Source organism: Leucobacter tenebrionis, from assembly GCF_019884725.1.
Lineage (GTDB): Bacteria > Actinomycetota > Actinomycetes > Actinomycetales > Microbacteriaceae > Leucobacter > Leucobacter tenebrionis.
Map to the genome: position 1 here is coordinate 366,888 of NZ_CP082322.1, position 24,714 is coordinate 391,601.

Annotated in this window: 22 protein-coding genes; 4 read left to right on the forward strand and 18 right to left on the reverse strand. The window is 69.7% G+C overall.

The window, feature by feature from the left end:
- Positions 1 to 16 precede the first annotated feature (16 nt).
- Positions 17 to 610 carry a hypothetical protein gene (locus KVY00_RS01720; RefSeq protein WP_223044038.1) on the forward strand — a complete coding sequence of 198 codons (594 nt, stop codon included), beginning with the start codon at positions 17 to 19 and terminating at the stop codon, positions 608 to 610.
- Here the strand turns inward: KVY00_RS01720 and KVY00_RS01725 are convergent.
- The 18 genes from KVY00_RS01725 to lepA form a co-directional block, all read right to left on the reverse strand.
- Entirely contained in the window at positions 600 to 2,852 is a 2,253-nt protein-coding gene (locus KVY00_RS01725) for a RelA/SpoT family protein (protein WP_223044039.1), read from the reverse strand. The genes KVY00_RS01720 and KVY00_RS01725 overlap by 11 nt on opposite strands.
- A 60-nt stretch (positions 2,853 to 2,912) precedes the next feature.
- Entirely contained in the window at positions 2,913 to 3,944 is a 1,032-nt protein-coding gene (gene secF / locus KVY00_RS01730) for a protein translocase subunit SecF (RefSeq protein WP_223044040.1), read from the reverse strand.
- Positions 3,945 to 3,946: 2 nt separating this feature from the next.
- Positions 3,947 to 5,683, reverse strand: a complete 1,737-nt coding sequence (gene secD / locus KVY00_RS01735; RefSeq protein WP_223044041.1) for a protein translocase subunit SecD — start codon at positions 5,681 to 5,683, stop codon at positions 3,947 to 3,949.
- A gap of 65 nt (positions 5,684 to 5,748) precedes the next feature.
- On the reverse strand, positions 5,749 to 6,204 hold the full coding sequence (gene yajC, locus KVY00_RS01740; RefSeq protein WP_223044042.1) for a preprotein translocase subunit YajC: 456 nt from the start codon (positions 6,202 to 6,204) through the stop codon (positions 5,749 to 5,751).
- A 138-nt stretch (positions 6,205 to 6,342) separates the two neighbouring features.
- Entirely contained in the window at positions 6,343 to 7,362 is a 1,020-nt protein-coding gene (gene ruvB / locus KVY00_RS01745) for a Holliday junction branch migration DNA helicase RuvB (protein WP_223044043.1), read from the reverse strand.
- A complete protein-coding gene (ruvA, locus tag KVY00_RS01750) occupies positions 7,359 to 7,985 on the reverse strand; it encodes a Holliday junction branch migration protein RuvA (protein WP_223044044.1) in 627 nt (208 codons plus the stop codon). The genes ruvB and ruvA overlap by 4 nt, the downstream gene beginning before the upstream one ends.
- Positions 7,986 to 8,072: 87 nt before the next feature.
- Entirely contained in the window at positions 8,073 to 9,845 is a 1,773-nt protein-coding gene (leuA, locus tag KVY00_RS01755) for a 2-isopropylmalate synthase (protein ID WP_223044045.1), read from the reverse strand.
- 177 nt (positions 9,846 to 10,022) lie between these two features.
- Positions 10,023 to 10,994 carry a GTPase Era gene (era, locus tag KVY00_RS01760; protein WP_223044046.1) on the reverse strand — a complete coding sequence of 324 codons (972 nt, stop codon included), beginning with the start codon at positions 10,992 to 10,994 and terminating at the stop codon, positions 10,023 to 10,025.
- On the reverse strand, positions 10,991 to 11,887 hold the full coding sequence (locus KVY00_RS01765; protein ID WP_223044047.1) for a hemolysin family protein: 897 nt from the start codon (positions 11,885 to 11,887) through the stop codon (positions 10,991 to 10,993). The genes era and KVY00_RS01765 overlap by 4 nt, the downstream gene beginning before the upstream one ends.
- Positions 11,884 to 12,348, reverse strand: coding sequence for an rRNA maturation RNase YbeY (ybeY, locus tag KVY00_RS01770; RefSeq protein WP_223044048.1), 465 nt, complete (start codon positions 12,346 to 12,348; stop codon positions 11,884 to 11,886). Before ybeY ends, KVY00_RS01765 begins: the two co-directional genes overlap by 4 nt.
- Positions 12,345 to 13,349, reverse strand: coding sequence for a PhoH family protein (locus KVY00_RS01775; protein ID WP_223044049.1), 1,005 nt, complete (start codon positions 13,347 to 13,349; stop codon positions 12,345 to 12,347). The genes ybeY and KVY00_RS01775 overlap by 4 nt, the downstream gene beginning before the upstream one ends.
- 11 nt (positions 13,350 to 13,360) lie before the next feature.
- A complete protein-coding gene (locus KVY00_RS01780; RefSeq protein ID WP_223044050.1) occupies positions 13,361 to 13,711 on the reverse strand; it encodes an HIT domain-containing protein in 351 nt (116 codons plus the stop codon).
- A 31-nt stretch (positions 13,712 to 13,742) separates the two neighbouring features.
- Positions 13,743 to 14,510 (reverse strand): 16S rRNA (uracil(1498)-N(3))-methyltransferase, encoded by a 768-nt coding sequence (locus tag KVY00_RS01785; protein ID WP_223044051.1) that lies wholly within the window; start codon positions 14,508 to 14,510, stop codon positions 13,743 to 13,745.
- A 15-nt stretch (positions 14,511 to 14,525) separates the two neighbouring features.
- Positions 14,526 to 15,623, reverse strand: a complete 1,098-nt coding sequence (gene dnaJ / locus KVY00_RS01790) for a molecular chaperone DnaJ (RefSeq protein ID WP_223044052.1) — start codon at positions 15,621 to 15,623, stop codon at positions 14,526 to 14,528.
- 77 nt (positions 15,624 to 15,700) lie between these two features.
- Entirely contained in the window at positions 15,701 to 16,738 is a 1,038-nt protein-coding gene (gene hrcA, locus KVY00_RS01795) for a heat-inducible transcriptional repressor HrcA (RefSeq protein ID WP_223044053.1), read from the reverse strand.
- A 131-nt stretch (positions 16,739 to 16,869) separates the two neighbouring features.
- Positions 16,870 to 18,111, reverse strand: a complete 1,242-nt coding sequence (gene hemW / locus KVY00_RS01800; protein ID WP_223044054.1) for a radical SAM family heme chaperone HemW — start codon at positions 18,109 to 18,111, stop codon at positions 16,870 to 16,872.
- Complete coding sequence (locus tag KVY00_RS01805) at positions 18,092 to 18,850, reverse strand: DUF1990 family protein (protein ID WP_223044055.1); 759 nt, start codon at positions 18,848 to 18,850, stop codon at positions 18,092 to 18,094. Before KVY00_RS01805 ends, hemW begins: the two co-directional genes overlap by 20 nt.
- A gap of 5 nt (positions 18,851 to 18,855) precedes the next feature.
- Positions 18,856 to 20,709 carry a translation elongation factor 4 gene (gene lepA / locus KVY00_RS01810; protein WP_223044056.1) on the reverse strand — a complete coding sequence of 618 codons (1,854 nt, stop codon included), beginning with the start codon at positions 20,707 to 20,709 and terminating at the stop codon, positions 18,856 to 18,858.
- A 317-nt stretch (positions 20,710 to 21,026) separates the two neighbouring features.
- Between lepA and KVY00_RS01815 the strand changes: the two genes are divergently transcribed.
- The 3 genes from KVY00_RS01815 to KVY00_RS01825 are packed head-to-tail and all read left to right on the forward strand — an operon-like array spanning position 21,027 to position 24,687.
- Entirely contained in the window at positions 21,027 to 22,832 is a 1,806-nt protein-coding gene (locus tag KVY00_RS01815; protein WP_223045136.1) for an APC family permease, read from the forward strand.
- Positions 22,814 to 23,986: a sensor histidine kinase gene (locus tag KVY00_RS01820; RefSeq protein WP_223044057.1), complete on the forward strand. Its 1,173-nt coding sequence runs from the start codon at positions 22,814 to 22,816 to the stop codon at positions 23,984 to 23,986. The genes KVY00_RS01815 and KVY00_RS01820 overlap by 19 nt, the downstream gene beginning before the upstream one ends.
- Positions 23,983 to 24,687 carry a response regulator gene (locus KVY00_RS01825; protein WP_223044058.1) on the forward strand — a complete coding sequence of 235 codons (705 nt, stop codon included), beginning with the start codon at positions 23,983 to 23,985 and terminating at the stop codon, positions 24,685 to 24,687. The genes KVY00_RS01820 and KVY00_RS01825 overlap by 4 nt, the downstream gene beginning before the upstream one ends.
- The last annotated feature ends 27 nt before the right edge of the window (positions 24,688 to 24,714 follow it).

Sequence of the window (24,714 nt, forward strand, 5' to 3'; positions counted from 1 at the left end):
GGTCGAGCATTGAGGCATGGACGCACCGCTCCGACCCGCACTCCCCCGATTCGACCGCTGGCCGGAGGCCGTGCGGTTCGCCGAGCATCTCCGGGGCACGCTGGTGCGCTGCGGGCCGGGCTTCCGCGGCGCGGGCTGGCCCGATACGCCGAGGGTGCGCGCCGCCGCGCTCGGGGCCTGGCTGACGCCCGACCGGATCGCCGTGCGGATGACCGCCGCATGGGTCTGGGGAGCCTGCCGCGAGCCCGGACGCCCGCTGGAGTTCTCGACCGTCGGGCGACGCCGCCCGGCGCGGCACGGCACGGCTCCGGACATCGCCCTGCATCAGTTCGCCTATGCGGAGCACGAGCTGCGGCGCCTGGACGAGGGCCTGGTCGTCACGACCCCTGAGCAGACCGCATGCGATCTGCTCAGAGCCCCCGGCCCGTTCCCGCTGTCGCACCGCGTTGCCGTGCGGCTCCTCGGCTGCATGAGCGAGGGCGGCATCGAGGCGATCTGCTCGCGGATCGCCCGCGGCAGACCGCAGTACCGGGCCACGGCCCTCGCCCGTCTCGACGAGGCTGCGGGAGCGCGGCGCCCCAGCAGCGCCGGCTCAGCCGTCAGTTGGTGATGCGATAGACGTCGTAGACGCCGTCGATGCGCCGAACAGCGCCCAGCACGTGATCGAGATGAGTGGCGTTCGCCATCTCGAAGACGAACTTGCTGATCGCGAGACGCGAGGTGGAGGTGTTGACCGAGGCCGAGAGGATGTTGACGTGGTGCTCGGAGAGCACCCGGGTGATATCGGAGAGCAGGCCCGAGCGGTCGAGGGCCTCGACCTGGATCTGCACGAGGAACAGGCTCTTCGAGGTCGGCGCCCACTCGACGTCGACCACGCGGTCCTGCTGCTCGCGCAGGTTCAGGAAGTTGTGGCAGTCGACGCGGTGCACCGAGACGCCCTCGGACTTGGTGACGAACCCCTTGATCTCATCGCCCGGAACCGGGGTGCAGCACTTCGCGAGCTTCGCGAGCACCCCGGACGCGCCCTTCACGACGACCCCGCTCGAATCGGAGACCTTGCTCGCGCGCGGCGCCTCAAGGATGGGCAGCGTCGCGAGTGCCGGCTCGGTGGAGGTCTGCTCGTCGAACACGAGCGCGGTGACCTTCTCGACCACCGACTGCGCCGACACGTGCCCGGCCCCGACTGCAGCGTAGAGCGCGGTCACATCGGCGTACCGCAGCTGCAGCGCGACCTGCTGCAGCGCGTCGGAGTTCATCACCTGATGCAGCGGGAGCGCCTGCTTGCGCAACGCCTTGGTGATCTCGACCTTGCCGTTCTCCGCGTCCTCCTCGCGGCGCTCCTTGGTGAACCACTGGCGGATCTTGTTCTGCGCCCGCTTGCTCTTGACGAACTCGAGCCACGACTTGTTCGGACCCGCGTTCGGGTCCTTCGAGGTGAAGACCTCGACCACGTCGCCGTTCTGGAGCACAGTCTCCAGGGACACCAGGCGTCCGTTCACGCGGGCGCCCATCGTGCGGTGCCCGACCTCGGTGTGCACGGCGTAGGCGAAGTCCACCGGGGTGCCGCCCGCCGGGAGGCCGATCACGCGGCCCTTCGGAGTGAAGACGTACACCTCCTTCGCACCGATCTCGAAGCGCAGCGCGTCGAGGAACTCGCTGGGATCCTCAGTCTCGGCCTGCCAGTCCGAGATGTGCGCGAGCCAGGCCATGTCGCTCGAACCCGGGGCCTGCTGTCCCTGCTGCCGCTGCTTGTACTTCCAGTGCGCGGCCACGCCGTACTCGGCGCGCTGGTGCATCTCGACGGTGCGGATCTGGATCTCCACCGCTCGGCCGTCGGGGCCGATCACCGTCGTGTGCAGCGACTGGTACAGATTGAACTTGGGGGTCGCGATGTAGTCCTTGAAGCGGCCGGGGATCGGGGTCCATCGCGCGTGCACGGCACCGAGAACGGCGTAGCAGTCGCGGATCGAGTTCACGAGCACCCTGATGCCGACCAGATCGTAGATGTCGTCGAAATCGCGGCCGCGCACCACCATCTTCTGGTAGATCGAGTAGAGCTCCTTCGGCCTGCCCGTCACCTCGCCGCGGATCTTCGCCTCGCGGAGGTCGCTCTCGATCGAGCTGATCACGTTGCCGACGAGCTCGTCGCGCTGCGGGTTGCGCTGCGTCACCAGATTCTCGATCTCGGCGTACAGCTTGGGCTTGAGCACCGCGAACGAGAGATCCTCGAGCTCGGCCTTCAGCGACTGGATCCCGAGCCGGTGCGCGAGCGGGGCGTAGATCTCGATGGTCTCCTGCGCCTTGCGCTTGGCGGAGTCGCTCGGCACGAAGCCCCAGGTGCGCGCGTTGTGCAGGCGATCCGCGAGCTTGATCACCAGCACGCGGATGTCCTTCGACATCGCGACCACCATCTTGCGCACGGTCTCGGCCTGCGCGGAGTCTCCGTACTTGACCTTGTCGAGCTTGGTCACCCCGTCGACGAGCATGGCGATCTCCTCGCCGAACTCCTCGGTCAGTTGCTCGAGGGTGTACTCCGTGTCCTCGACGGTGTCGTGCAGCAGCGCCGCGGCGATGGCCACCGGGGCGACACCCAGCTCCGCGAGGATCTGCGCGACCGCGATCGGATGGGTGATGTAGGGCTCGCCGCTGCGGCGCTTCTGCCCGCGGTGCGCGCGCTCGGCGACCGTGTAGGCGCGCTCGATGACCGAGAGATCGGAGCGCGGGTAGTTGGCGCGCACCGTGCGTATGAGCTGGTCGACGGCACCGGGAGAGCTGCCTCGGGAGAAGATCCTCGGCACCAGTCTGCGCAGCGCTGTCGCACCGCTCTGTTGCGTGACGTCATTCGCGACCAAACTCAGACCTCCTCGAATGTTTGAACGTTACACCACGAGAGGTCATTCCCACGAACCGAGTCAGGCGTCGACCGCTGCCCCGTCCCGCTGCTCCTCCGAGCTCGGCTTCGTACCGCGCGCGCGGAGCACCTTCTCGTCGTGCCGCTTGATGCCGGGCTCGCCCTCGCGCAGGTGCGCGTACGAGGGCGCAGCGATGAAGATGGTCGAGTAGGCGCCCACCAGGATGCCGATGAACAGTGCCAGCGAGATATCGCGCAGCGTCCCCGCGCCGAGCACGAACGCGCCGATGAAGAGGATCGAGGCGACGGGCAGCAGAGCGACGATCGAGGTGTTGATCGAGCGCACGAGCGTCTGGTTGATGCCGAGGTTGACCGACTCCGCGAAGGTGCGCCGGTCGTTCAGCTCGCCCGGCGAGGTGTTCTCGCGGATCTTGTCGAAGACCACCACCGTGTCGTAGAGCGAGTAGCCCAGGATGGTGAGGAAGCCGATCATCGCAGCGGGCGTGATCTCGAACCCGGAGATGCCGTAGACGCCCGCGGTGATCACGAGGTCGTGCAGCAGCGCGATGATGGCCGCGAGCGACATCTTCCAGGTGCGGAAGTAGATGGCCATCACCAGCGCGGCGAACAGCAGGAACACCACGAGCGCGATGACCGCCTGCTTGGTGATGTCCTGGCCCCAGGCGGGGCCGATGTAGGAGTAGGTGACCTCGTCTTCGGCGATGCCGTAGGCCTTGGCGAGGGCCGCGGTCACCTCGCGGTTCTCGGCGTCGTCGAGGGCCTCGGTCTGCACGCGGATGTCAGTGGGGCCGACCTGCGCCACGCGGGGCGCGGCCGAGGGCAGCACCTCCGCGACGGCGGCCTCGGCGGTCGCGGGATCGCGATCCCCGTCCCCCGCGATGTGCACCTGGAACTGGCTGCCGCCCGTGAACTCGATGCCGAAGGTGAAACCGCCGCGCAGGAGCGGGCCGAGCACGCAGAGCACGATGAGGACGATCGAGATCGTGTACCAGGTCTTGCGCTTGCCGACGAAGTCGATCGACTTCTCGCCGGTGTAGAGAGCGTTGCCGAATTCGGCGAATGAGCGAGCCATGCTTAGCTCTCCTTTCCGGTGGATGCGGATTCGAGGGAGGCGCCCTGCTCCGCGGCCTTGCGCTCCGCGATGGTCTGGCGGCGTTCAGCCTCCTTCTGGCTGCGCGCGTTCCTCTTACCGGCGCCCTTGCCCGAGACGACGGGCTCGCGGAACTGCGCCCGCCCGCGGTACACCGCGCCGAGGCGCTTCGGATCGAGCCCCGAGGCCGGGTGGCCGGAGCGGTAGAAGCGGGTGCGGGCGAGCAGTGCCATCATCGGGTGGGTGAACAGGGCGACGACGAGCACGTCGACCAGGGTCGTGAGACCGAGGGTGAACGCGAAGCCCTTGACGTTGCCGACCGCGAGGATGAAGAGGATCACGGCCGCGAGGAAGTTCACGCCGTCGGATGCCAGCACGGTGCGGAACGCGCGCTTCCACCCGTGCTCCACCGCGCTCTCGATGCTGAATCCGTCTCGCAGCGCGTCTCGGATGCGCTCGAAGTAGACGATGAACGAGTCGGCGGTGAAGCCGACCGCGACGATGATGCCGGCGACGCCCGCGAGAGAGAGGCGGTAACCCTGACGCCACGAGAAGAATGTGAGCAGCAGGTAGGTGAGCACCGCCGCGATCGCGAGGGATGCGATCGTGAGGGATCCGAGCGCCCGGTACTGGAAGATCGAGTAGACCACCACGAGCAGCAGGCCGATGAGGCCCGCGAGCAGGCCCGCCTGCAGCTGGTTCGAGCCCAGCGTCGCCGAGATGTCCTCCTGGCTCTGCACCGTGAAGTCCATGGGCAGGGCGCCGAACTTGAGCTGGTCGGCGAGGGCCTGCGCGGATTCCTGGGTGAAGTTGCCGCTGATGGCGGGGCGACCGTCGAGGATCTGCCCGTTCATGGTGGGAGCCGAGAGCACACTGCCGTCGAGCACGAAGGCGAAGCGGTTCTGAGGCTCGGCAGCCCCGTACAGGCGGGTGCTGATCTTGCCGAACGCGTCGGCGCCCTTGCTGTTCATGGTGACGCGGACTTCCCACTCGCCCGTGCTCGCGCCGGTGTTCGTCGTGCCGATCTGGGCGACCGCATCGGTGATGACGTCGCCGCTCAGCTCGACCGGCCCCAGGATGTACTTCTCGACGCCGGTGTCGTCGCAGGTGATCAGCGGGCGGTCCGCGGGGGCGTCGCGCGTGTCGAGGGCTTCTTCGGAGCCGCAGGTGAACGCGTCGAACTGCTGCTGCAGGCCGGGGGTGATCCATGCGGTATCGCCGGCCTCGGTGGGCAGCGGATCGGGATCGACGTCCGTCGGAGGAGCTTCCTGCTCGGGCTCCGCCTCGGCTTCCTGGCCCTCGCCGCCCTGCTGCGTGAGGTCGACGCCCATCCCGGCCGCGAGCACGGGGCGGAAGTCGAGCTTCGCAGACGCCTCGATGCGCTTCAGAGTGGCCTCATCGGCCTTTCCGGGGATCGCCACGGAGATGTGCTGGCCGCCCTGCGTCGTGATCTCCGCCTCGGAGACGCCGGCCGCGTCGACGCGCTGGCGGATGATCGACACCGCCTGCTGCAGCTGGTCTCCGCTCACCGCCTGACCGTCGGTCTGCTCGGCGGCGAGCAGGATCTGCGTGCCCCCCTGCAGGTCCAGCGCCAGTTTGGGCGTCCACGTCGCGTCACTGCGGAACACGCCGTAGGTGATGAGCCCCGCAAGGCCGACGATCAGAACCAGGAGGAATACGAGGGAGCGACGAGCCCTCCGCACCGCGGGTGTGGACGCCAAGACTGACTGCTTTCTCTATGAGTGGAGTGGGAGATGCCGCGGTCCTCTTCCGCGGCAGTGACGGATCAGGCCCGGGGGGTCTGCCCGTCGGTCCGGTCGTCGCCCTCGGGGCGATCGGACTCGTCGCCGGCGTCGGCGGCGGGGCGGGACTCGTCGGTAGTGCTGTCGGGGGCGCCCTTCGCGAGTCGCTCGCCGAACTCGGGATCATCGTCGGGGGCGAAGGCGGGGCTGGTCGGCTCGGCCTCGTCGGCGCCCTCGACCGGGGTCACGATCTGCGAGATCGCGTTGCGGTGCACGACGATGGTCGTGGTGCCGCTGCGCAGGGTCGCGCGGTTGTCCTCTTCGTCGATCGACTCGATGGTGCCGTAGATGCCCGACTGCAGCATCACCTCGGCGCCGGGACGCAGACCGTTCTGGAGTTCCTGCATCGCGCGCTGGCGCTTCTTGCCGTTGCGGAACATGAAGAAGATCAGAACTGCGATGAGTCCGAACATGAGAATGCTGATCGGGTCGAGAGCCACGAGAGTCCTTTCGCTGGAGCGGTTCCCGAGCGGAGCCGCGAGGCACAGATTGTATTAGCCTACCGTGCCGAGGCTGAGAACCCATGACACAGGATCATTCGGACCGGTCATTCGTTCGCGAGCAGAATGACGAATCGATCAGAGCAGCGTCGGAGCGCCTGCCGGAGCCGCGGGCGGCTCCATGCCGACGTGCTCCCACCCCAGGCGGGTCGCGACGCGCCCCCGGGGCGTGCGCGTGAGCAGGCCCGCCCGCACGAGGAACGGTTCAACGACCGCCTCGATGGTCTCGGACTCCTCGCCGACCGAGACGGCGAGCGTCGAGAGGCCGACCGGCCCCCCTCCGAAGCGCTCGACGACGGCGCGCAGCACCTCGCGGTCCAGCCGGTCCAGGCCGTGCTGATCCACGTCGTAGAGGGCGAGCGCCGCCTGCACGCTGGGGGTGTCGCCGGGCGTCTCGTGCACGAGGCTGTAGTCGCGCACGCGCCGCAGCAGACGGTTGGCGATGCGGGGCGTGCCCCTGGATCGCCGAGCGATCTCCTCGACGCCCTGATCCGAGAGCGCGAAGTCGAGCAGGCGCGCCGCGCGCCTGACCACGCTCGCCAGCTCGTCGTCGGAGTAGAACTCCAGGTGCGCGGTGAAGCCGAAGCGGTCGCGCAACGGATTGGGCAGCAGACCCGCCCGGGTCGTGGCGCCGACGAGCGTGAACGGGGCCAGTTCGAGCGGCACAGAGGTGGCGCCGGCGCCCTTGCCGACCATGATGTCGACCTTGAAGTCCTCCATGGCGAGATAGAGCATCTCCTCGGCGCTGCGCGCCATGCGGTGGATCTCGTCCACGAAGAGCACCTCGCCGGGGGTGAGCGCCGAGAGCACCGCGGCGAGGTCGCCGGCGTGCTGAATCGCGGGGCCGGAGGTCTGATGCAGCGGCGTGTCGAGCTCGGCCGCCACGATCATGGAGAGCGTGGTCTTGCCGAGACCTGGCGGGCCCGCGAGCAGAATGTGGTCGGGGGTGTGCTGCCGCATGGTCGCCGCCTCGAGCAGCAGGCCCAGCTGGCGTCGCACCTTGGACTGGCCGACGAACTCCGACAGGGTCGACGGACGCAGCGCTCCCTCGTACCCCCGTTCCGACGGCGAAGCCTGGGGCGACAGCTCCCCCGTCATCGGCGGGCCCCCGTGCCGCCGCGAGCCGCCTGCAGCAGCGCGAGCGCCGCGCGCAGCAGACCGGCGTGATCATCGGGCGCTCCGGCCTCCCGCGCGTCCTGCACCGCCTGACGTGCATCCGCATCGGACCAGCCGAGACCCACGAGGCCCTCGCTCACCGCGTCGGCCGCGAGCTGCGCGGGGTCCGCCGCCGCGGTGGCCGAGGAGTCGTCGTCGAGGGCGAGCTCGGGCAGCTTGCCCGCCAGTGAGACCACGATCAGCTTCGCGGTCTTCGGGCCGATGCCCGACACCTTGCGGAACGGCTTCTCGTCCTCCGCGGCGACGGCGCGGGCGATCTCCGCGGGGCTCAGCGCCGAAAGCACGCCGAGCGCGCTGCGGGGCCCCACCCCGGAGACCGCGATGAGGTGGCCGAACACCTCCAGCTCGCTCTGCGTGGCGAAGCCGAACAGCGTGAGCGAGTCCTCGCGCACCACGAGCGACGTCTGCAGCGACACCTCTTCTCCCACCGAGGCCTGGGATACACGCCCGCTCGGCACCTCCACCCGCATGCCGATCCCGCCGACACCCACGACGACCCAACCGGCACCGGATGCGAGCACGGGCCCGCCTATCGAAGCAATCACGCACCCAGCCTAGGGTGCACCTCCGAGATACGGGCCCGCGCCACACCGATCATTCGAAGATATCTACGAACAACCGGGGGAATCGGGTCAGGCGCCGACCGTCGCAGCCTCCGGCTGAGCCGCCGCAACCGCGCGCGCCGCCCGGTTCACCGCCGACACGATGGCCTTGAGGGTCGCGCGGGTCGTGTCGGGATCGATGCCGACACCCCACAGCCGCTGCCCGTCGACCTCGAGATCGACGTACGCCGCGGCGACCGCGTCGCCCCCCGAGCTCATGGCGTGCTCGACGTAGTCGAACAGCGTGACGGAGTGGCCGTTGTCGTTGATACCGTTGATGAACGCGTCGATCGGGCCGTTGCCGCGCGCGGTCAGCCGGTGCTCCCCCTCGCCGTCGCGGTAGTCGGCGGTGAGCTCGGTCACACCGTCGCCCGCGCTCGTCGACGAGGTGCGGAACAGCTCGTAGCGGCCCCAGCGCTCGAACGAGGAGTCGGTGGTCGGCAGGTACTCGTCCTGGAAGATGCGCCAGATCTCGTCGCTCGAGACCTCGCCGCCCTCGGTGTCCGTGAGCCCCTGCACCACGGCGCTGAACTCGATCTGCAGGCGCCGCGGCAGATCCAGGTTGTGATCGGTCTTGAGCAGGTAGGCGACGCCGCCCTTCCCCGACTGCGAGTTCACGCGGATCACGGCCTCGTACGACCGCCCCAGATCCTTCGGGTCGACGGGCAGGTAGGGCACGGCCCACTCGATGTCGTCGACGGACTTGCCCGCGGCCTCGGCGTCCTCGGCCATGCGCTCGAAGCCCTTCTTGATCGCGTCCTGGTGCGAACCCGAGAACGCGGTGTAGACCAGGTCGCCGGCCCACGGGCTGCGCTCCGGCACCCGCAGCTGGTTGCAGTACTCGGCCGTGCGGCGCACCTCGTCGAGACGCGAGAAGTCGATCTGCGGGTCGATCCCCTGGGTGAACAGGTTGATGCCCAGCGCGACCAGGTCGACGTTGCCGGTGCGCTCGCCGTTGCCGAAGAGGCAGCCCTCGATCCTGTCGGCCCCGGCCATGTAGCCGAGCTCGGCCGCCGCGACGGCGGTGCCGCGGTCGTTGTGGGGGTGCAGCGAGAGGATCACGTTCTCGCGGTGGTTCAGGTGCCGGCTCATCCACTCGATCGAGTCGGCGTAGACGTTCGGCGTCGCCATCTCAACCGTCGCGGGCAGGTTGATGATGACCTTGCGCTCCGGCGTGGGCTCGAAGATCTCGAGCACGTCGTTGCAGACCTCCACCGCGTACTCCAGCTCCGTGCCGGTGTACGACTCGGGCGAGTACTCGTAGTAGATCCGAGTGCCCTCGCAGATCGACTCGCTCTCGCGGCAGAGCTTGGCGCCGTCGAGGGCGATCTGCTTGATGCCGGCCCGATCCGAGCGGAAGACGACATCGCGCTGCAGGATGCTCGTCGAGTTGTAGAGGTGCACGATCGCCTGCTTGGCGCCGATGAGCGACTCGTAGGTGCGCTTGATCAGGTGATCGCGGGCCTGGGTGAGCACCTGGATGGTCACGTCCTCGGGGATCGCGTCGTCCTCGATGAGCTGACGCACGAAGTCGAAGTCGGTCTGGCTCGCCGAGGGGAAGCCGACCTCGATCTCCTTGTAGCCCATCTTCACGAGCAGGTCGAACATGATCCGCTTGCGCTCGGGGCTCATCGGGTCGATGAGCGCCTGGTTGCCGTCGCGCAGGTCGACCGCGCACCAGCGCGGAGCCTCGGTAATGCGCTTGGTGGGCCAGGTGCGGTCGGGCAGGTCGACCTTGATGATCTCGTGGTACGGGCGGTAGCGGTGGACCGGCATACCGGAGGGCTGCTGCGTGTTCTTCATGGGCTCGAAAACTTTCTCGTCTGGGTCCTGGGTTCAGCCAACACGAAACTCCGCGACGAGGGAGGCCTGAAGATTAGGACTCGTCGCGGCAGCTAAGGAGAAGCGAGCCGAACAGCATGAGGACACTATAGCACTGCTTCACCGGGTGCGGATCGCACCCGGCCCGCGCACGCCGACTCAGAACCCGAGCCTGCCGAGCGCCTTCGGATCCCGCTGCCACTCCTTGAGCACCTTCACCCGCAGGGAGAGGTACACCCGGCGCCCCAGCAGGGACTCGATCTCCCGCCGGGCGCGCTCCCCCACCTCGCGCAGGCGCGCTCCGCCCTTGCCGATCACGATGCCCTTCTGACTGTCGCGCTCGACGTAGATCGAGGCGTAGATCTCGAGCAGGCCGAGCTCGCCCTCGCGGTCGGGCTCGCGCTCCTCGCGGTCGTCGACGGTCGCGGCCAGCGAGTGCGGCAGCTCCTCGCGAGCGCCCTCGAGCGCGGCTTCCCGGATCAGCTCGGCGATCCGGTCGTCCTCGCCCTCGTCGGTGGTGGTCTCGTGCTCGTAGAGGGGCGGCGAGACGGGCATGAGGCCGAGCAGCACGTCGCTCAGCACGTCGAGCTGCTCCCGCGTGATCGACGAGATCGGCACGACGGCGTCCCACTCGCGGAGCGCGCCGAGACGGGTCAGCTGGTCGATGATCTCCCCCTGCGAGGCCTCGTCGACCTTGGTGAGGACGGCGACCTTCCTGGCGCGCGGGAAGTCGTCGAGCCGCTCGTTGATGAAGCGGTCGCCCGGCCCCAGCTTCTCGTTCGCCGGCACGCAGAAGCCGATCACGTCGACGTCGCCGAGGGTGGTCTCGACGAGCGCGTTGAGACGCTCGCCGAGCAGCGTGCGGGGGCGGTGGATACCCGGGGTGTCGACGATGATGAGCTGACCGTCCGGGCGGTGCGCGATGCCGCGGATCGCCCGGCGGGTCGTCTGCGGCTTGGGGCTCGTGATGGCGATCTTCTCGCCGACGAGTGCGTTGGTGAGCGTCGACTTGCCGACGTTGGGCCGTCCCACGAACGAGACGAAGCCTGCGCGGAACTCGGGCTGCGCCGTCTCGCCGCTCTCGGACCGCACGGACCCGGGATCCGCCCCCTCGGCTCGCTGCTCGCTCATTCGTCTTCCTCTTCCTCTTCGGGGCCCACCCAGCGGGCCTCGACGGTCAGCAGTCGCTGCCGTCTGCGCTCGGTGTCCGCCGCCGTCAGCTCGATGCCCTCGACGGTCACGGTGTCCCCGGTCTCCGGGAGACGGCCGAAGTGCTTCGACACCAGCCCGCCCACCGTGTCGACCTCGTCGTCTTCGAGATCGATGCCGAACAGCTCACCCAGGTCTTCGACGGACAACCGGGCGTTCACCAGGAACGACCCGTCCTCGCGCTGCGCCACGTCGGGCACCTCGCGGTCGTGCTCGTCGGCGATGTCGCCGAGCAGCTCCTCGATGAGGTCCTCGAGCGTCACGAGCCCCGAGATGCCGCCGTACTCGTCGACCACCAGCGCGAGGTGGTTCGATTCGCGCTGCATCTGCCGCAGCAGCTTGTCGGCCGGCTGCAGCTCGGGCACGAACATCGCGGGCTTCATGATGCGGGTGACGCGCTCGACCTCGGCCTCCTCCGGGCGGCGCAGCACGAACCCGCTCGCATCGCGCAGGTAGGCGATCCCCGCCACGTCATCGGGTCCGCCCGTGACGACCGGCATGCGCGAGTGGCGCGAGGCGAGCAGCGCCTCGAGCGCCTCGCGCACCGACTGGCTCGCGTCGACGGTGATCATGTCGGTGCGGGGAACCATGAGTTCGCGCACGACGGTGTCGCCGAACTCGACGATCGAGTGGATGATGTCGCGGTCGTCGTCCTCGAGCAGATCCTGCTCAGCGGCCTGGTCCACGATCGAGAGCAGCTGCTCCTCGTCGCGCACGCGGCCGCGGCCGAGCGCGACGAGCGCCCCGATGCGCTTCGCCGTCGCGGAGAGCCGATGCGGCAGTCGAACCGGGCCGCTGGGAGGATCGGCGCTCACCTGCGGCCCCGCTCGCGCATGGCGAAGGAGAGCAGCAGATCGCGCTGCAGACCGAACATCTCGGCCTCCTCGTCGGGGGTGGCGTGGTCGAAGCCGAGCAGGTGGAGCATGCCGTGCGTGAGCAGCACCGACATCTCCTGCTCGAGGTCGTGCCCCGCCGCGTCGGCCTGCACCTCGGCGACCTGCGGGCAGATGACGACGTCGCCCAGCAGCCCCGCGGGGGTCTGCGCATCGACCCGGCCCGGGCGCAGCTCGTCCATGGGGAAGCTGAGCACGTCGGTGGGGCCGGGTTCGTCCATCCACTGCACGTGCAGCTGCTCGATCGCCGCCTCGTCGACCATCACCACTCCGAGTTCCGTGTCGGGATGCACGTGCAGGGACTCGAGCACGAACGCCGAGAGCCGCTGCAGCCGGGCCTCGTCGACTTCGATGCCCGACTCGTTGTTGATCTCGACGCTCACTCGGCGTCTCCCTTCTGCCTGGTCTGATCGTAGGCCGAATAGGCGTCGACGATGCGGCTGACCAGGTTGTGCCGCACGATGTCGTCGGAGCCGAGCTCGGCGAAGTGGATGTCTTCGACGCCGCGCAGGATGCGGTTCACCACGCGCAGCCCGCTCGCGGCGATCGGCAGGTCGATCTGCGTGATGTCGCCGGTCACCACCATCTTCGAGCCGTAGCCGAGACGGGTGAGGAACATCTTCATCTGCTCGGGGGTCGTATTCTGGGCCTCGTCGAGGATCACGAACGACTCGTTGAGGGTGCGCCCCCGCATGTAGGCGAGCGGCGCGACCTCGATGGTGCCGCTCGCGAGCAGCTTGGGCACGACGTCGGGATCCATCATCGAGCCCACGGCGTCGAACAGGGGCCGCAGGTAGGGGTCGATCTTGTCCTCGAGCGTGCCGGGCAGATAGCCCAGCCGCTCTCCGGCCTCGACCGCGGGGCGGGTGAGGATGATCTTCGCGACCTCGCGTCGCTGCAGCGCCTGCACGGCCTTCGCCATCGCCAGATAGGTCTTGCCGGTGCCCGCCGGGCCGATCCCGAACACGATCGTGTGCTCGTCGATCGCATCGACGTAGGCCCGCTGCCCGCGGGTCTGGGGGCGAACGGCGTGGCCGCGCACCGTCAGGATGGGTTCGCTGAGCACCTGCGCAGCCATGGGCCCGTTGCCCTCGTGCACCATTCGGGTGACCTCTTTCACATCGTGTCGCGAGACGGCTCCGCTGAGCTTCGCGATCTGTAGTATCTCGTGCACCACCTGTTCGGCGGCGAGCACCTCGGCGGCCGGCCCGCGCAGCGTGAGCACCTGGTCGCGGGCGTGGAACGCGACCCGCGGGTGCTGCGCCTCGAGATCCGCGATGAGCTGGTCCCGGTGGCCGAGGAACGAGGCGAGGTCGACACCGGCCAGGAGCACGGTGCGCTGCAGTTCCGGTTCCCCGGCCGCCTGAGCGTCAGTCGAGTTCACGGGCTCCCTCTCTAGGCTCCAACGAGCGAACCCTCCCCGAGATCGCCCGCGAGCACGTGCGCGTGCACGTGGAACACGGTCTGACCCGCGCTCGCACCGTTGTTGAAGATGATGCGGAACTCGCCGTTCGAGCGCTCGTCGGCGAGGCGCTTCGCGACCGTGATCATCTCGGCGAGCAGCTCGGGATCGCCCGCCGCGAGTTCGGCGACGTTCTCGTACTCCGCGGTCTTCGGGATCACGAGGATGTGCATCGCCGCCTGAGGGGCGATATCGGGGAACGCGATGACGCGATCCGTCTCCGCGAGAATCTCGACGGGGATCTCGCCCGAGGCGATCTTGCCGAAAATCGTGTCCTGTGCCATAAGGGTCAGTCTACCGCCGCAGAGGCCGCGGCTACCAGCGGCCGAGCGCGGCGTTCAGCACGGCGATCGCCGCGGGGCCGGCGCTCGACGTGCGCAGCACGGTCTCCCCGAGCACCCGCACGACGGCCCCCGCAGCCTCGAGGGCGTCGAGCTCCTCATCGGCGAAGCCGCCCTCGGGGCCGACGACGAGCACGATCCGCTCGGCCAGCCGCGCCGAATCGCCCGCGGCCCACTCCACGAGCCGGCGCCCGCCCCGCGGGTGCAGAGCGACGACCTCGGCGTCGGGGCGCGAGGCGAGCTCGCACAGATCGGAGAGGGTCGCGGGGTCGGTCACACCCGGCACGCGCGCCCGGAGCGACTGCTTCGAGGCCTCTCGCGCGATCCGCGTCCACTTCGCGACGCCCTTCGCCGCCTTCTCGGCACCGCCGGCGCCGTCCCAGCGCGACACCGAGCGCGCGGCCTGCCACGGCACGATGTCGTCGACGCCGAACTCGGTGGCCTGCTCGACCGCGCGCTCGTCGCGATCGCCCTTCGCGAGCGCCTGCACCAGCACGAGCCGCTGCGAGGGCGCGGGAACGCTCTCCACGCGATCGATGCGCACCGCGAAGCGATCCTTCGCCACGTGCTCGGCGATCCCCTCCCCGAGAGTCCCGGCGCCGTCGCCGACCAGGATCCGCTCCCCCTGGCGCAGGCGGCTCACGCGCACCGCGTGGCGCGCCTCGTCGCCCGTCACCTCGACGAGGGCACCGGGGCGCAACTCACCGTCGGCGAGCTCCTCGCGGTAGTAGAGATTGGCCATCGGCGCCGCGCCCGGTCAGCCCTGCCGGAAGAAGCGGTCGCGCAGCTTGCCGAAGAAGCCCTGCTGGAACTCGCCCAGGTGCGGCGGATCGTCGCTGCGCAGCGATGCGAGCTGGCGCACCAGATCCTGCTCGCGCTTCGACAGCTTGATCGGCGTGTTCACCTGCACCGCGATCTTGAGGTCGCCCCGGGTCGTGCTGCGCAGCCCCTGGATACCGCGCCCACGCACCGTGATGACGTCGCCCGACTGCGTGCCGGCCACGACGTCGACCTCGACCTCCCCGTCGAGGGCCTTCAGCTTCGCCGTGGTGCCGAGCACCGCGTCGGTCATCGAGACCTGCATGGTGCACAGCAGGTCGTTGCCGTCCCGGCTGAACACGTCGTGGTGCATCACGCGGAACTCGACGAACAGGTCGCCGTTGGGGCCGCCGCCCGGGCCGACCTCGCCGCCGCCGCGCATCTGCAGGCGGGTGCCGGTGTCGATGCCCGAGGGGATGTCGATCGGGATCGTGCGGCGCTCGCGCACCCGACCCTTGCCGCCGCACTCGACGCACGGGTGCTCGATCACGGTGCCGTAGCCCTGACAGCTGCCGCAGGGGTGCATCGTGACGACGTTGCCGAACAGCGAGCGCACCTGGCGCTGCACCTGACCCTGACCGCCGCAGACGTCGCACGTGACCGGGTGGGTGCCCGGCTGGCAGCAGCTGCCCTGGCAGACCTCGCACAGCACCGCGGTGTTGACCGTGATGTCGCGCTGCGCCCCGAAGATCACCTCTTCGAGTGAGACATCGACGCGGATCATGGCGTCGTCGCCGCGCTCGGAGCGGGAGCGCGGGCCGCGCTGCGCGCCGCCGAAGCCGCCCCCGAAGAACGTCTCGAAGATGTCGCCGAAGCCGGCGGCACCGCCCTGGCCGCCGCCCATGTCGTAGCGCTGCCGCTGCTCGGGGTCGCTCAGCACGTCGTAGGCGTGCGTGACGTTCTTGAAGCGCTCCGCCGCATCCTCGCTCGGATTCACGTCGGGGTGCAGCTCGCGCGCGAGCCGGCGATAGGCCTTCTTGATCTCTTCGGGCGTCGCCTCTCGCGACACGCCGAGAGTCTCGTAGTGATCGGCCACGTTGTGCTCCTCAGGGGTGTTGTTCGGTGAGTTCGATGACTGGACGCGGCGGCGCGCACGACACGCGCCCGCGGGAGCTACTGCTCCTCGCCCAGGAAGTGATTGAGATAGCGCGCCACCGCGCGCACCGCAGCGATGTTACCCGCGTAGTCCATGCGCATGGGCCCCAGCACGCCCAGCTTCGACACCGAGTCGGCCTCGCGCTCGTAGCTGGAGGCGATCACGGAGGTGGCCGCGAGGCCGTAGCGCGCGTTCTCCCGCCCGATCGAGGCCGACACGTCGCGCCCGTCCTGCGCGAGCTCGCCGAACAGGCGCAGCAGGGTGACCTGCTCCTCGATCGCCTCGAGCACCGCGGGCAGCGACCCCGCGAACTCGCCGGGGCGGGAGAGGTTGGCGGCGCCCGACACGGCGATGCGCTCGCTGCGGTTGGCCTGCAGCTGGCTCGATACGACCGAGAGCACCCGCCGCACCAGCTCCGTCTCGTCGGGCTGCGCCCACTCGGAGACGCGCTCGACCAGGTCCGTCACCGCGGCGACCGCTGTCTCGACGTCCGCGCCGACCGCGGTCTCCGAGATCCGCTGCTTCAGGCCGTGCACCCACGCCTCGGTGACCCGGGAGGCCGGCAGCCACGCCACCTGCTGCTCGACCACGCCGCTGCCGAGGATGAGCACGCAGAGCACCCGGTCCTCCCCGATCGCGACCAGGTCGATGTGGCGCACGACCGTGCGGCGCAGCGACGGGTACTGCGCGACCGCCACCTGATTGGTGAGCTGCGCGAGCAGTCGGACCGTGCGCGCCATGACGTCGTCGAGGTCGCTCGACTCGCCGAGGAAGCGCTCGATGGCGGACCGCTGGGCGGCGCTCAACGGGCGGATCCTGGCGAGCGTGTCGACGTACAGGCGGTAGCCCTTGTCGGTGGGAACCCGGCCCGAGGAGGTGTGCGTCTGAGCGATCAGCTCGTCCTCCTCGAGCAGCGCCATGTCGTTGCGGATCGTGGCCGCGGAGACCCCGAAGCTGTGCCGATCGACGATGGCCTTGGACCCCACGGGTTCGTTCGATGAGACGTAGTCGCTCACGATTGCGTGCAGCACCGCGAGGCTGCGCTCCGACACCATGCGACCGACCATCCTTCCTGGCACTCGTCTCTTCAGAGTGCCAAGTCTACCGCAGCACCCTCGTAAGCGCCCGCAGCGACGCACGCCGACAGCGAACCCCGAGACGGTCCTGATAACCCCGGGGACGCGGCTCACCCGCCGAGCAGGCGATGCACGACCGTGTCGGCGAGCAGGCGCCCGCGCAGGGTCGGGATCACGCGCGCGGGCCGTCCGGGAGCGGCGATCGCGGCCCGCCCGTCGATGAGCCCGTCGGCGATGAGCTGCGGGATCGCGCGGCGCTCATCGGCCGAGAGCACCTCCGCGGACAGGCCATCGGCGATCCGCGTCTCGAGCAGCACGCGCTCCTCGTGCCTCGCCTCCTCGCTCAGCGCCTCCCTCGCGTGCGCCGGCGAGATCCCCGCCGCGATGCGCTGTGCGTAGGCGCCGGGGTGCTTCACGTTCCACCACCGCACTCCGCCGACGTGGCTGTGCGCACCGGGACCGGCGGCCCACCAGTCCTCGCCTGTCCAGTACGAGAGGTTGTGCTTGGAGCGGGTCTCGGGGGTGCGCGACCAGTTGCTGATCTCGTACCACGAGAACCCCGCGGCTGAGAAGCGCGCGTCGGCGAGCTCGTACATATCGGCGTGCAGGTCCTCGTCGGGCTCGGGCACCTCGCCGCGGCGGATCTGCGCGGCGAGCTTCGTTCCCTGCTCGACGATCAGCGCGTATGCCGAGATATGGTCCGGATCCGTGGCGAGCGCGGCATCGATCGAGCGCTCCCAGTCGGCGAGCGACTCCCCCGGCGTGCCGTAGATGAGGTCGACGCTCACCTGCAGCCCGGCCTCCCGCGCCCAGCGGGTGACGAGCGGAACGCGCTCGGGCGTGTGCGTGCGATCGAGCGTCGCGAGCACGTGGGGCACCGCCGACTGCATGCCGAAGCTCACCCGGGTGAACCCGGCCGCCGCGAGCTCGGCGAGGTACGCCTCGTCGACCGAGTCGGGGTTCGCCTCCGTCGTCACCTCCGCTCCGGGGGCGAGCCCCCACTCGTCGCGGATCCGCCCCAACATGGCCGTCAGATCGGCGGCCGGGAGCAGCGTGGGCGTGCCGCCCCCGAAGAAGACCGTCGACACCCGGCGATCCGGCACTCCGGCGCGCCGCAACACCTCGGCGCCGAAGCCCAGCTCGTGCTGCACCTGCCCCGCGTAGTCGTCGCGCCGGGTGCCGCCGAGCTCGCTGGCCGTGTAGGTGTTGAAGTCGCAGTAGCCGCAGCGCACGCGGCAGTACGGCACGTGCACGTATACCCCGAAGCGGCGCTCGGAGGCGCCGTCGGCGACGCTCGGGGGCAGGGATCCGTCAGCGGGAGCCGGATCGCCCTCAGGCAGAATGCTCGGCATCTTCGCCGGTGTCGGTTCCGGTATCGGTGGTTCCGGAGTCGGCACCAGGGCCGTCGGCATCCGCGGCCCCGGGCGGGACGGTGCCCGCGACCGCGCCGGGCGCGAGCGCCGCGAGCTGCGTCTTCACCGCGTCGAGAGCGGTGCGCAGATCGGAGCGGGCCTTCAGCCCGAGCAGGCCTCCCTTGGGCGCCGAGAGGAAGCCCCGGGCGACGGCCCAGACCGTGTCGTCCTCGCGGTGCTCGATGACGAAGAGCTGCTCGCCCACGGCCCCGGCCTCGTCGCGCGTGCCCCACGCGAAGCCCGCTCGGCGCTCCTCGTCGACCGTGTAGATGATGAGCACGCTGCGGGGATCCTGCCCCTCCGCGTGCAGCGTCGCAGTGGTGCCGGCCACGAGGTAGGGCTCGCCCTCGGGGCCGAAGTGCTCCTCGACCTCGCCGGCGGCCTGCGGCTGCCCGTCCTCGTCGAAGCTCACGCCCGAGTAGTGCTCGCCCGAGCCCCGCACCACGTCCTCGACGCGCACGCCGCTGCCGCGCTGCGCCCCCCAGGTCATCAGCAGGCTCGACGCCAGCAGGAAGCGATCCTGGCCGCTGCCGAGCCGCAGCTCCTCCTCGTACGGGGTGCTGCCCTCGGGCGGGAATCGCAGCAGGTCGGGCGACTTCGACGCGCCGACCGCGGCGTAGGCGACGGGCATCTCGACGTGGCTGCTGCGCCTGGTGGGCTGGTTCTTGTCCTTGCTCATCGCGCTCACCTCTTCGCGGCTTCCTTGCCCTCCACATCGCCCGAGAGCGCGGCGATGAAGGCCTCCTGGGGCACCTCGACGCGGCCGACCATCTTCATGCGCTTCTTGCCCTCCTTCTGCTTCTCGAGCAGCTTGCGCTTGCGGCTGATGTCGCCGCCGTAGCACTTGGCGAGCACGTCCTTGCGGATCGCGCGGATGTTCTCGCGAGCGATGACGCGCGCGCCGATTGCGGCCTGGATCGGCACCTCGAACTGCTGGCGCGGGATCAGCTTGCGCAGCCGCTCGGTCATCATCGTGCCGTAGTGGTAGGCGTTGTCGCGATGCACGATCGCGCTGAACGCGTCGACCTTGTCGCCCTGCAGCAGGATGTCGACCTTCACGAGATCGGCCTCCTGATCCCCCATCGGCTCGTAGTCGAGGCTGGCGTAGCCCTGGGTCCGGCTCTTCAGGTGGTCGAAGAAGTCGAACACGATCTCGCCGAGCGGCATGCTGTAGCGCAGCTCCACCCGCTCGCCGAGGTACTCCATGCCGAGCAGGCTGCCGCGACGGCTCTGACAGAGCTCCATGATGGCGCCGACGTAGTCCTTGGGGGCGAGGATCGCCGTCTTCACGACCGGCTCGCGCACGCTCGAGATCTTGCCGTCCGGGTACTCCGACGGGTTGGTGACGGTGACCGTCTTGCCGTCGTCGGTCGTGACCTCGTAGATCACGCTGGGCGCGGTCGCGATGAGGTCGAGGTCGAACTCGCGGCGCAGGCGCTCGGAGATGATCTCGAGATGCAGCAGGCCGAGGAAGCCGCAGCGGAAGCCGAAGCCGAGCGCCACCGAGGTCTCGGGTTCGTACTGGAGCGCCGCGTCGGAGAGCTTGAGCTTGTCGAGTGCGTCGCGCAGGATCGGGTAGTCGCTGCCGTCGAGCGGGTACAGCCCCGAGAACACCATGGGCTTCGGGTCGGTGTAACCGGGCAGCGGATCCTGCGCGGGCTTCAGCTTGGTGGTGACGGTGTCGCCGACCTTCGACTGGCGCACGTCCTTCACACCGGTGATGAGGTACCCCACCTCGCCGACGGCGAGCCCCTTCGTCGGCATCGGACCGGGTGACGAGACGCCGATCTCGAGCGCCTCGTGCTCGGCCTTCGTGGACATCATGAGGATCTTCTCGCGCGGGGTCAGTCGGCCGTCGACCATGCGCACGTAGGTGACGACGCCGCGGTACGGGTCGTAGACGGAGTCGAAGATCATGGCGCGCGCGGGAGCGTCGATCTCGCCCACGGGTGCGGGGATCCGCTCGACCACGCGATCCAGCAGCTCCTCGACACCCGCGCCCGTCTTGCCCGACACCTTCAGGATGTCGTCGGGATCCCCGCCGATGAGATCGGCGATCTCGCCGGCCACCCGCTCGGGGTCCGCCGCCGGCAGGTCGATCTTGTTGAGCACCGGGATGATCTCGAGGTCGTTCTCCATCGCCAGGTACAGGTTGGCGAGGGTCTGCGCCTCGATCCCCTGCGCCGCGTCGACCAGCAGGATCGCGCCCTCGCAGGCGGCGAGCGAGCGCGAGACCTCGTAGCTGAAGTCGACGTGGCCCGGCGTGTCGATCATGTTGAGGGCGTAGTCGACGCCGCCCTGCGCCCAGTGCATGCGCACGGCCTGCGACTTGATCGTGATGCCGCGCTCGCGCTCGATGTCCATGTTGTCGAGGTACTGCGCGCGCATGTCTCGGTCGGAGACGGTGCCGGTGATGCCCAGCATGCGGTCGGCAAGGGTCGACTTGCCGTGGTCGATGTGCGCGATGATGCAGAAATTGCGGATCTTCGCGGGGTCGGTCGATGCCGGCACTGGGGGGTTCACGCTGCGAGGAGACATTGCCCGCCATTATCCCACAGCGGCGGCGCCCTCCCCTGCGAGCGCCGCTTCCGATGTACCCGGGCCGTATGGAAATCGTGAGGATCGCCCCGCGAGCCGGTGCGCAGCGCTTGTATGGAGGGGTGAAGCACACATCGACGGTCTCGTCACTCGAGAGAACTCCGAGCACCGACCGGGCCTCCGAACCGGCGCCGGAGCCACGGCGCGGTCGGGCCCTGGGTCGCTGGCTGCTCGCCGACACCGCGGAGTCGCCGGGGCGCCAGACCGGGCCGCACGGACGCCCGGAGGGCCGGCGCCGGGCGCATTGGCTGCGCGTGATGTGCCTCACCGGCGTCGACTACTTCTCCACGCTCGGCTACCAGCCGGCGATCGCGGCGCTCGCGGCGGGGGCGGTGGCACCCATCGCGACCATCGTGCTGGTCGCGGTCACCCTGCTCTGCGCCCTGCCCATCTACCGCCGGGTGGCGCAGGAGAGCCCGCACGGCACCGGCTCCATCTCGATCCTCGCGAAGCTGCTCCCCCGCTGGCGCGGCAAGCTCGCCGTGCTCGTGCTGCTCGGCTTCGCGGCCACCGACTTCATCATCACGATCACGCTCTCGACCGCCGACGCGACCGCGCACCTCATCGAGAACCCCTTCGCGCCCGAGCCGCTGCACGGGCAGAACGTGATCGTCACGCTCGTGCTGCTCGCGGCGCTCGGCGGCGTCTTCCTGCGCGGGTTCCGCGAGGCGATCCGGCTCGCCACCGTGCTCGTCGCCGCGTTCCTGACCCTCAACCTCGTAGTGCTCGCGGTCGCCGTCGCGCACCTCGTGGCGAGCCCCGTCGCGCTCGGCGACTGGTGGGGCGCGCTCACCACGCAGCACGGAGACCCCCTGCTCGTCGTCGCGGTCGCGCTCATCGTGTTCCCGAAGCTCGCGCTCGGCCTGTCCGGCTTCGAGACCGGCGTCGCGGTCATGCCGCAGATCCGGGGCGATGACGGCGACACGGAGGAGCGGCCCGCGGGCCGCATCAGGGGCGCACGCAGGCTCCTCACCACCTCGGCCCTCATCATGAGCGGCTTCCTGATCACCTCGTCGATCGCCACCGTCGCGCTCATCCCTGCCGAGGAGTTCGAGGCGGGCGGATCCGCGAACGGCCGCGCCCTCGCCTATCTCGCGCACGCCTACCTCGGAGAGGGTTTCGGCACCGCCTACGATCTGATCACCATCGCCATCCTCTGGTTCGCCGGCGCCTCGGCCATGGCGGGTCTGCTGAACCTCGTGCCGCGCTACCTGCCCCACTACGGGATGGCGCCGGCGTGGACGAGGGCGACCCGCCCCCTCGTGCTGGTCTTCACCGGCATCGCCTTCCTGATCACCGTCCTGTTCCAGGCGGACGTGAACGCGCAGGGCGGCGCCTACGCGACGGGCGTGCTGGTGCTCATCACCTCCGCTGCGATCGCGGTCACCCTCGTCGCGCGACGCCGACGCCAGCACCGGGCTGCGATCGGGTTCGGGATCGCGACCGCGGTCTTCCTGTACACGACGATCGCGAACATCATCGAGCGACCCGACGGCATCAAGATCGCGGCCTGCTTCATCGTCGGCATCGTCGTCGTGAGCTTCGTATCCCGCGTGGCCCGCTCCACCGAGCTGCGCGCGACTTCGGTGCGACTCGACGCGGCCGCGGCCGCCATGGTCGAAGCACGATCGGATCGTGTGCTCCGACTCATTGCGCACACGCCGAACGACGTGAGCGCTGAGCGCTACCGCGCCAAGCTGAAGCACGCACGAGTCGCGCACGATCTGCCCGACGACGACGTGCTGTTCATCGAGATCGAGGTGTACGACAGCTCGGACTTCGAAGACGAGCTGGTCGTGCACGGGGTCGAGCGGCACGGGTTCCGCATCCTCACCGCGCGGGGCAGCACCGTGGCGAACGGCATCGCCGCCATCGCGCTGCACCTGCGCCGCGAGGTCGACTGCACCCCTCACGTCTACTTCCGGTGGACCGAGGGCCACCCGCTGCACCACCTCATCAGATTCCTGTTCCTCGGCGACGGCGAGATCGCCCCGATGACGCGCGAGGTGATCAGGGAGGCCGAGCCGGATCAGAGGCGAAGGCCATGGGTGCACGCCGCCTGATCCTGCGCGCCGCGCCGCGACGGCATACGCTTGTTGCGACCGACGAGAGCGAGGACGAGATGAGCGAGCAGCGCGGTCTGAGTCTGGCCCGCCAGCTCTCGGGGTTCGCCCTCGCGCTCGCGGGCGGGCTGCTGCTGCTCGTCCCCCTCCGCTTCCTGCACGGTGCGGAGACCACGGCGCTCGAGGTGCTCAGCTACCAGCTGCTCGTCGTCGCCGTCGCCCTGCTCGGGGGAATTTGGCCGGCGCTCTTCGCGGCCCTCTTCTCCGGTGTCGTCATCGATCTCACGTTCATCGTGCCCTACCGCGAGATCACGATCGCCGACCCGATCCACGTGCTCGTGCTGCTGCTGCACATCGCGATCGCGGTGCTCGTCAGTATCGTGGTCGGTCGCAACGCGCGCACACGCCGTCGCCTCGCGGTGACCGTCGACGAGTTCGAGACGGTCACCGACTCGGATCGCCTGCGCGGCGCGCTGCTGTCGGCGCTGAGCCATGACCTGCGCCGACCGCTCGCCGCCGCAGCCGCCTCGGTGGGCGGGCTGCGCGCCGCGGGCTCGGAGCTCTCGGAAGAGGATCGGCGGGCGCTGCTCGAGACGGCCGATGAGAGCCTCGCCGCGCTCAGCGCCCTCGTCACCGATCTGCTCGACGCGAGTCGGCTCCAGGCGGGAGTGATCTCCGTCGCCGAGATCGCCACGGACCCCGCGGAGGCGATCCTGCCCGCGCTCGACGAGCTGCAGCTCGGCACGGGCAATGTCGAGCTGACGCTCGATCACGGCGATGCCGAGGTGATCTGCGACCCGGTGCTGCTGCAGCGCACGCTCGTGAACCTGCTCGCCAACGCGGTGCGCCACTCGCCGGCCGGGGCGGCGGTGCGCGTCGAGACCGCGGTCGCGGGCGACCGGCTCGAGATCCGCGTCGTGGATCACGGCCCCGGCATCCCCGAGCACCGCCGCGACGAGGTGTTCATGCCGTTCCAGCGCCTCGGCGACACCGACAACACCACGGGCCTGGGGCTCGGCCTCGCGCTCGCCCGCGGTTTCGTCGAGGCGATGCGCGGCGAGCTCCGCCCCGAGCAGACGCCCGGCACCGGACTCACGATGGTGGTGTCGCTGCCGTCCTCGACCCCGCCGCCTCGTGAGGGGGCGACACCGTGAAGATCCTCATCGCCGACGACGACCCGCAGCTGCTCCGCGCGCTGCGCATCACCCTCACCGCGAAGGGGTACGAGGTCATCACCGCCGCCGACGGCGCGGAGACCGTGTCGACGGTCGCGGATCGGCGGCCCGACCTCCTGCTGCTCGATCTCGGCATGCCCCGGCTCGACGGGGTCGACGTGATCCGCGCGATCCGCGGGTGGTCGGAGATGCCCGTGCTGGTCGTGTCGGGGCGCGCCGGATCCTCGGACAAGGTCGAGGCGCTCGATGCGGGCGCCGACGACTACGTCGTCAAACCCTTCTCGATCGAGGAGCTGCTCGCCAGGATCCGGGCCCTCACACGCCGTCAGCCCGGGCACGAAGCGGTGCAGGAGGCCCCCGCGGCGCGACTGGGCACCGTCACCGTCGATATCGCGGCCCACACGGTCGTCGACACCGGGGGTGGCGAGGAGCGCCGGATCCGACTCACACCGACGGAGTGGCTGATCATGGAGCTGCTGATCCGCAATGCCGGCAGGCTCGTGACGCGGCAGATGCTGCTCACCCGCATCTGGGGCGCCGAACCCGCCAGGGACACGGGATACCTGCGTCTGTACCTCGCGCAGCTGCGGAAGAAGCTGGAGCCCGATCCCTCGCATCCCCGGTACCTGCTGACCGAGCCGGGCATGGGCTATCGGCTGCAGCTCGACGACTCGCGGTAGCGGAAGCACTCGGTTGCGCGGATCGCG